Raw genomic sequence first — 7,053 nt, 5'->3', positions numbered from 1 at the left:
GCCGTTCTGCGGCTACCACTACGGCGACTACTTCAAGCACTGGCTGTCGTTCGACAAGCCCGGCGCCAAGCTGCCGAAGATCTTCCACGTCAACTGGTTCCGCAAAGGCCGCGACGGCAAGTTCCTGTGGCCCGGCTTCGGCGAAAACCTGCGCGTGCTGGAGTGGATGATCGCCCGCGTGGAAGGCAAGGCGCGCGGCGTGGCCACGCCTATCGGCACGTTGCCCGCCACCGGCGAACTCAAGCTGGACGGACTGGATCTGCCGCGCGAAGCCCTGGCCGAACTGATCGATATCGACCATGTCGGCTGGCAGGCCGAACTGCATGCCATCGGCGAGTACCTGGACAGCTTCGGCGATCGCCTGCCTGCCCGGCTGCGGCAGGAGCAGCAGCGCGTCCATCAGGCCCTGCAGACGCCGCGCAAAGCGGCGAATGCCTGATCTTCGCTCCCTCTCCCTTTCGGGGAGAGGGACGTTCACGCGTATAAACCTTCCCGTCCTTACCCGCATCCAAGCTGGCAAGATGATTGCCGCTTGTATCGCCACCGGAAGCGCCATGCCCCCTGCGCTCGCTGCGGGAAACGACAACGATAAGGACGACGTGCGCGCGGCTGCCGCAGGCGACCGCCAGGCGTTCCAGCGGCTGTATCGCAGGCATGCGGGCCGCATCCATGGCGCCATGCTGCGGTTGTCCGGCTACGATCACGCGCGGGCGGAGGATCTTACGCAGGATGCATTCGTGCGGGCGTGGCAGAAGCTGGACAGCTTTCGCGAACAAAGTTCGTTCGGTACGTGGCTTTACCGGCTGGCCGTGAATGTGGCACTGATGGACATCCGCGCGCGTGGCGCCGACCCGGTCGGCTATGTTGGCGAGGACAACGTTCCCGAACATGGCGACATGCCATTCTGCGCCGCCGAGCGCGAGGAGCTGGAACGCGCGATCGGCAAGCTGCCGCCACGAGCGCGCGCGGTGCTGGTATTGCACGACGTGGAAGGCTGGCGCCATGAGGAAATCGCCAGCGAACTGGAGATGGCAGTAGGTTCGTCCAAAGCGCAACTGCATCGTGCACGGGGTTTGTTGCGCAAGGTACTGGGAGAAACGCGATGAATGAATTCGAATGGCTGCGCCAGATGCGCGAACTGAACCAGCCGGTCGCGCCGCGGAGCGATCTGTGGCCGCATATCGAAGCCGCGCTGGACGACGACGCATCGCCCGCTGCTACGCCAGCAACACCACCACGTGCGCGACACATGCGTGTATGGGCGATGGCCGCCAGCTTCGCCGCAGTCGCACTGCTCGCCTGCGGTGTCATGTGGCGCATGCATGCGATATCGCAGAGCGCGCCGCAGGTCGCCGACACCGCCATGCACGCGCATGACACCCGCTGGAAGCCGAACGATCCACGTTTGGCCGGCGCCGCGCTCGAATTGGATGCCGCGCGCATGGAATTGCAACAGGCCATGCAGCAAGCTCCCGATTCACCCGCCCTGCAACGCCTGTTGCAGCAAACCCACGCGCAGCAGAATTATCTGCGCGAACTCGAGAAACAAGCCGGCTGAGACCATCAGGACATAACAACTATGAAAGCCACCCGATATCTGCCGCTACTGCTCTGCCTGCTGCCAGGAGGGCAGGCGCTTGCCGACACCCCACTGGACATCAGCCATCCGGCCGCGCCCACCGCGCACATCACTATCAGCAATGTAAAAGGCGACGTCACCGTCACCGCCTGGAACCGCAACGAAGTGCACGTAGCCGGCCAACTCGGCGACGGCGCTGATCCGCTGACGATCGAAGGCAGCGACAACAACCTCACCATCAACGTGCAGGCCAAAGGACATGGCGGCTGGTTCAACTGGAACGGCGAGAACGCAATGGGTCCTACCCATCTGGACGTGACCGTGCCGCGCGGCGCATCGCTGAAGGTGCGCGTGGTGAGCGCCGAAGCCAGCATCGATGGCATCGACGGCGGCGACGTCGACGTGAACTCCATCAGTGGCCGCGTACGCGTCAATGCGCAAACGCCGATGCTCAATGCCGTCAGCGTAAGCGGCAACATCGCTTTCTCCGGCAATGCCAAGCAAGCGAAACTGCAAACCGTGAGTGGGGACATTCTTGCGCCCTCGCTTGGCAACTCGGTCGAGCTGCAAACGGTTTCCGGCCGCATTCAAGCCGGCGGTGGTCCCTGGCAGTCGCTCAGTCTCAGCACGGTCTCGGGCGACGTGCAGCTCACTGGCGTGGTGGCCCGGGGCGGCAACATGAATGTCGATAGCATGAGTGGCGATGTGCAGCTGCTGTTCCCCGTCCCGCTCAACAGCAACGTGCACGCCAGCACTTTCAGCGGCAGCGTGCACACCGACTTCGGGTCGCCCACGCATCCCGAGCACGGTCCTGGCAGTACGCTCGATACAATGGCCGGTGATGGCTCCGCCAACATCCACATCGAAACCTTCAGCGGCGACATACGGCTCAAGAAAGGCGAGCGCTAGCGAAAGGCAGTCAGCCGCGCTCGCTCAAAAAAATGCCCCGGCGAACGGGGCATTTTCATTTAGGGAGAAGCGTTCACAGATCCTGGTGATATTGCACGTACGGTGTACGTGACTGGTCCGGTTCTGGCGGACCGGCCGGCGTGTTCGCCGCGTTGCCTGACGACCACAGGTTCTGCGCGCCGAAGCTCAACGAGCCCTGCCACGGCAAATGCCACGTCACGCCGAGATCGATGCTGTTCCAGTGGCGATCGGTATTGAGCATGCCCGGCACCGTCGTACCTGGCTCGGGCTGCATGGTGCGGCCGACGATACTGGTGCTGACCGAACCGTGCTCGATACCGAAGCTCAGCGCCTTCTGGTCGAGCGTGGTCAAGCCCAATTGATTGCCCGGCAGCAGGCGGATGCGTCCCATGCTTGCACCGAGCAGCACACCGCTGTTGCCGTTCAAGGCAAACCGCCCGCGCGCGTTTACTTGCGTGGCACTGTCAAAATCCGGCAGCCCATTCACGCCAGGCACGGCACCCGGCAGCACGCGCGGCAGCGGCGTGGCGTTGGGAACCTGGTCCTGCGCCACGCTGACTCCCAGACTGTAACGACCGGCGTTATAGGTGGCGCCCACTTCACTGCTGATGATGCGCGGCTGGGTGGCCCACGAACGCTGGGTGACACCTGCTTGCGCAGAAACGTTCGGCGTGACGCCGTATTGCACGGTGCTGCTATCGACGGCGCCGCCGGCAAGCGGATTGAGCGACAGTAAGCCGCTGCTGTTGTTCTGCACGTCTGCCGTGGTGCCGCTTTCCGATTGCACCAGCAGCGAACCCTGCATCGGCTGCTGTTGGCCGGTTTTCAGCAAGGTCTGAGGTTGCTGCGCCAGCAAAGGCTTGCCCAGCGGATCGCCTGGCAGCGTCTGTCCTGCCGCGATGAGCGGCATGCAGAGCAGCGGCAAGGTGAGCAGCAATCGGCGCATGAAAATTCGAAACCGTCCAACAACCCCGTCCGACTCACCATCGAGCTCGGACGCCCTGGGTTAAGTATACCTTACTTTACTTTTTACTAACACCTGAAAGAGGAAGGTTTTCTGTGCCAGGGCCTACAAAAAACGGGCTCGCGTACAAGTATTTGCTGGCACGGCGGATGCATGGGGAAGGCAGTCCCGCCGTACAGGTTTGTGAAAACCATGAGCACCGCCACATGACGGTATCTTCACTATATAGTCGCCCGACGTACCGCGATGGACCCGCTCATAGGCTATGAGTTCAGTGCCAGACAGTCGCCATTTTGCGTCAGCCTCCGGCGAGGTCCTGCCGACGCTGCTGCGCGAAACGCTGGAACGGTTGTTCCGCGCGACCGACGCCGCCAGCGTCCTGGAAATTTGTGAGACTGCGCTGGGTCACCTGGGCTTGCACGGCAGCCTGCGCTGGCTGCCGCCCGAGGCCGACAGCACGCAGGCAGCCGGCCGGATCAACCTGGCCGTGGACCCGCAAAACTTGCAGATGCTGGTGTGGGATGGGGACGTGGTGCCCGGCCAGGGCGCCAGTGTCGAACTGGCCTGGCTAGGTCGGCTTGCCGGCATTCGCCTGCGGCAGCTCAGCGAAACCGGGCGGCTGTACGAATCCATTTCGCGCTTGGCCATGGCCGAACGCCTGCAACGCGCGCTCTACGCCATTGCCGAACTGGCCGGCTCGGCGCACAACATGGCCGAGATGATGCAGTCGCTGCATTCCATCGTCGGCATGCTGATGTACGCCGAGAACTTCTACATCTTCCTGTACGACCCGGCGAGCGACAGCGTGCGCTTCTCCTACTACGTGGATACGGTCGACCAGAAGCCGCCTGCTCCAGATGAAAACTATCCGCTGCAGGACATGCGCTACAGCCTGACCTGGAACCTGCTGCAAAGCGGCCAGCCGATCATCGGCTCGGTGGAAGAGCTCGCACGCCAGTTCGAAGGCCGCTTCACCCTGGTCGGGCCGGCTTGCGAACACTGGCTGGGCGTGCCGCTATTGCGCGGCAGCCAGGCGGTCGGCGGTATCGTCGTGCAGAGCTACCGGCCGGACACGCACTACACTCATCACGACCGCGATCTGCTCAACTACGTCGCGCAACACATGCAGACGGCGCTGGAACGGCGCGAAGCACATGCCGAGCTGGAACGCCGCGTGGCCGATCGTACCGCGGCGCTGCGTGCCACCAACCGCGTCCTGCGCCAGCAGGTATTGCAACGCCAGCGCGGCGAGCGCCTGCAATCGGCGCTGTTCCGCATCGCCGAACTGGCCAGTGCGCCGGAAAGCCAGCAGAACTTCTACGCCGCCGTGCATCGCGTGGTCGGCGGCCTGATCTACGCGCGCAATTTCTATATCGCGTTGCTGGATGACAATAGCCAGAACATAATCTTTCCCTATTCGGTGGATGAGATCGACACGCGCATCTCGCGGCCCGTCGCCAACGGCGCCACCGAATACGTGCTCAAGCATGGCAAGCCGCTGCTGGCCGACGGACAGGCCTTCGAGCGGCTGGCCGCCGAAGGCGAATGCGTGGAGATGGGCACCAAGTCGGTGTGCTGGCTGGGCGTGCCGCTGATGTGGGACGACCGCGTCAAAGGCGTGCTGGCCGTGCAAAGCTACTCGCCCAAGCACATTTATGACGCGCGCGACCAGGAACTGCTCACTTTCGTCAGTTACCACATTGCCAACGCGTTGCAGCGCAAGCAGACCAGCGAATCGCTGAAGCAGGCGTACATCAATCTGGAACGCCGCGTCACCGAGCGCACCCGCGCGCTCGCGCTGGCCAATCGCGACCTGCGTGAACAGATTGCCGAGCGTGAACGTGTCGAACGCCGGCTGATGTACGAAACCCTGCACGACTCGCTCACCGGCCTGCCCAACCGCACGCTCTTGCTGCAGCGTCTGGGCCAGGCGCTGCAGGCGTATCACGCCGATCCCAACAAGCTGTTCGCGGTGCTGTTCATCGACCTGGATCGTTTCAAGGTGATCAACGACTCGGTCGGCCACCTGATCGGCGACGACCTGTTGTTCCAGGCCGGCAGCCGTATCCGTGCCTGCCTGAAGACACGGGACCTGGTCGCGCGCCTGGGCGGTGACGAATTCGCCGTGCTGCTGGAAGGCATCAGCGACGTCGGCAAGGCCAGGCTCGTGGCCGAACGCATCATTGCCGAACTGCACCTGCCGTTCCGCCTGGGCGTGAAGGAGATCTTTACCTCCGCCTCGATCGGCATCGCCCTGCCCGGCTCGCATTACCAGCAGCCGGAAGAATTGTTGCGTGACGCGGATGCCGCCATGTATCGGGCGAAAGACGAAGGCCGCCACCGCGCCGCCGTGTTCGACGATCGCCTGCGTCGCGAAGTGCTGTCGCTGCTGGAAATGGAAGGCGACCTGCGCCGCGCCCTGAGCCGCAACGAATTCGTGCCTTTTTATCAGCCCATCGTATCGCTGGAGGACGGCCGCACCGTGGGCTACGAGGCACTGCTGCGTTGGCGTCATCCCGTCCGCGGTTTGCTGTGTCCGGGCGATTTTCTCGCCGTGGCCGAAGAAAACGGCAGCGCGGAAAGTATCGACTGGCAGATTTTCGAACAGATCGCCTCGCAGGTCGGTGCGCTGGCGGGCGCCGAAGGTTTCGTCAGCCTCAACGTATCGGGCCGGCATTTCCGCCAGCCCGACCTGGATGACAGGCTACTCAATCTGCTGGGCACCTATCGCGTCAATCCACGCTCGCTGCGCATTGAAGTCACCGAGCGCACGCTGCTGGAAAACCCGGCCCAGGTGAAGCGCATGCTCGACAACCTGCGCCAGCACGGCGTGAGCATTGCGCTCGACGATTTCGGCACTGGCTATTCGTCGCTGAGCTACCTGCATCAGTATCCGATCGAAACCTTGAAGATCGATCGCAGCTTCATCATCGAACTGGCCAAGGACAACAGCCATAGCGTACCGGTCGTACGTGCGATCCAGGTACTGGCCGATTCACTGCAGATGCAGGTGATAGCCGAAGGCATCGAAGACGAAGATCAACGGCAGATGCTGCGGCAGATCGGCTGCCGCTTTGGACAAGGCTTTTTGTTCGCCGAGCCGCGGCCGGTGGAAGTGTGGATGAAATAACCGCGGCCGCGCCATTCCCGCGAACCCATTGATCTTTTACCTGCAAATTCAATGCTCCCGATTCGTCGCCCCGGCCAAGTCGCTGGATCCCGGCCTTCGCCCACTGCTGGCCGGCAAGGAATTGGCGTGGTCCCATGTATGTCTGCGATAACCCATACGGCCGTCATTCCCGCGAAAGCGCACCGCTGTCCGGGGAAAATGAAGTTCTTCAGAAATGCGCGGGCATGGCACCCCGCATCGAAAATTTTCCATGGAAATTCAGTGCCATCAGCTCGTCATTCCAGCGAAAGCTCACTGCTGTCCGGCATGCGTTTTGCGAATCCATGGCGACATGATGGATCACAAGCACTTAGCGTCGTCTGTCGATGCCGCAACTCGAAAAGTGCCAGAAGCTCTATGGCCGTCATTCCCGCGAAAGCGCACTGCTGTCCGGGGAAAATAATTCGGCCC

Annotated in this window: 6 protein-coding genes; 5 read left to right on the top strand and 1 reads right to left on the bottom strand. The window is 62.7% G+C overall.

The window, feature by feature from the left end:
• The 4 genes from V7M64_RS21860 to V7M64_RS21845 form a co-directional block, all read left to right on the top strand.
• Positions 1-439, top strand: a 439-nt coding sequence (locus tag V7M64_RS21860; RefSeq protein ID WP_333682247.1) for a phosphoenolpyruvate carboxykinase domain-containing protein, incomplete at its 5' end; no start/stop codon positions are given.
• 115 nt (positions 440-554) lie between these two features.
• A complete protein-coding gene (locus V7M64_RS21855) occupies positions 555-1,106 on the top strand; it encodes a sigma-70 family RNA polymerase sigma factor (RefSeq protein ID WP_333682246.1) in 552 nt (183 codons plus the stop codon).
• Positions 1,103-1,558 carry a hypothetical protein gene (locus V7M64_RS21850; RefSeq protein ID WP_333682244.1) on the top strand — a complete coding sequence of 152 codons (456 nt, stop codon included), beginning with the start codon at positions 1,103-1,105 and terminating at the stop codon, positions 1,556-1,558. Before V7M64_RS21855 ends, V7M64_RS21850 begins: the two co-directional genes overlap by 4 nt.
• Before the next feature lie 21 nt (positions 1,559-1,579).
• Positions 1,580-2,488 (top strand): DUF4097 family beta strand repeat-containing protein, encoded by a 909-nt coding sequence (locus V7M64_RS21845; RefSeq protein ID WP_333682243.1) that lies wholly within the window; start codon positions 1,580-1,582, stop codon positions 2,486-2,488.
• A 73-nt stretch (positions 2,489-2,561) separates the two neighbouring features.
• Here V7M64_RS21845 and V7M64_RS21840 read toward each other — a convergent pair whose 3' ends face one another.
• Positions 2,562-3,455, bottom strand: coding sequence for a hypothetical protein (locus V7M64_RS21840; RefSeq protein ID WP_333682241.1), 894 nt, complete (start codon positions 3,453-3,455; stop codon positions 2,562-2,564).
• 283 nt (positions 3,456-3,738) lie between these two features.
• Here V7M64_RS21840 and V7M64_RS21835 point away from each other — a divergent pair, with 283 nt between their 5' ends.
• The gene (locus tag V7M64_RS21835) at positions 3,739-6,603 is read left to right on the top strand and encodes an EAL domain-containing protein (protein ID WP_333682240.1); all 2,865 of its coding nucleotides are present in this window, start codon (positions 3,739-3,741) and stop codon (positions 6,601-6,603) included.
• The last annotated feature ends 450 nt before the right edge of the window (positions 6,604-7,053 follow it).

The sequence above is a fragment of the Dyella sp. genome, from assembly GCF_036746095.1.
Lineage (GTDB): Bacteria > Pseudomonadota > Gammaproteobacteria > Xanthomonadales > Rhodanobacteraceae > Dyella_B.
This window is presented reverse-complemented; position numbering and strand designations above follow the sequence as displayed.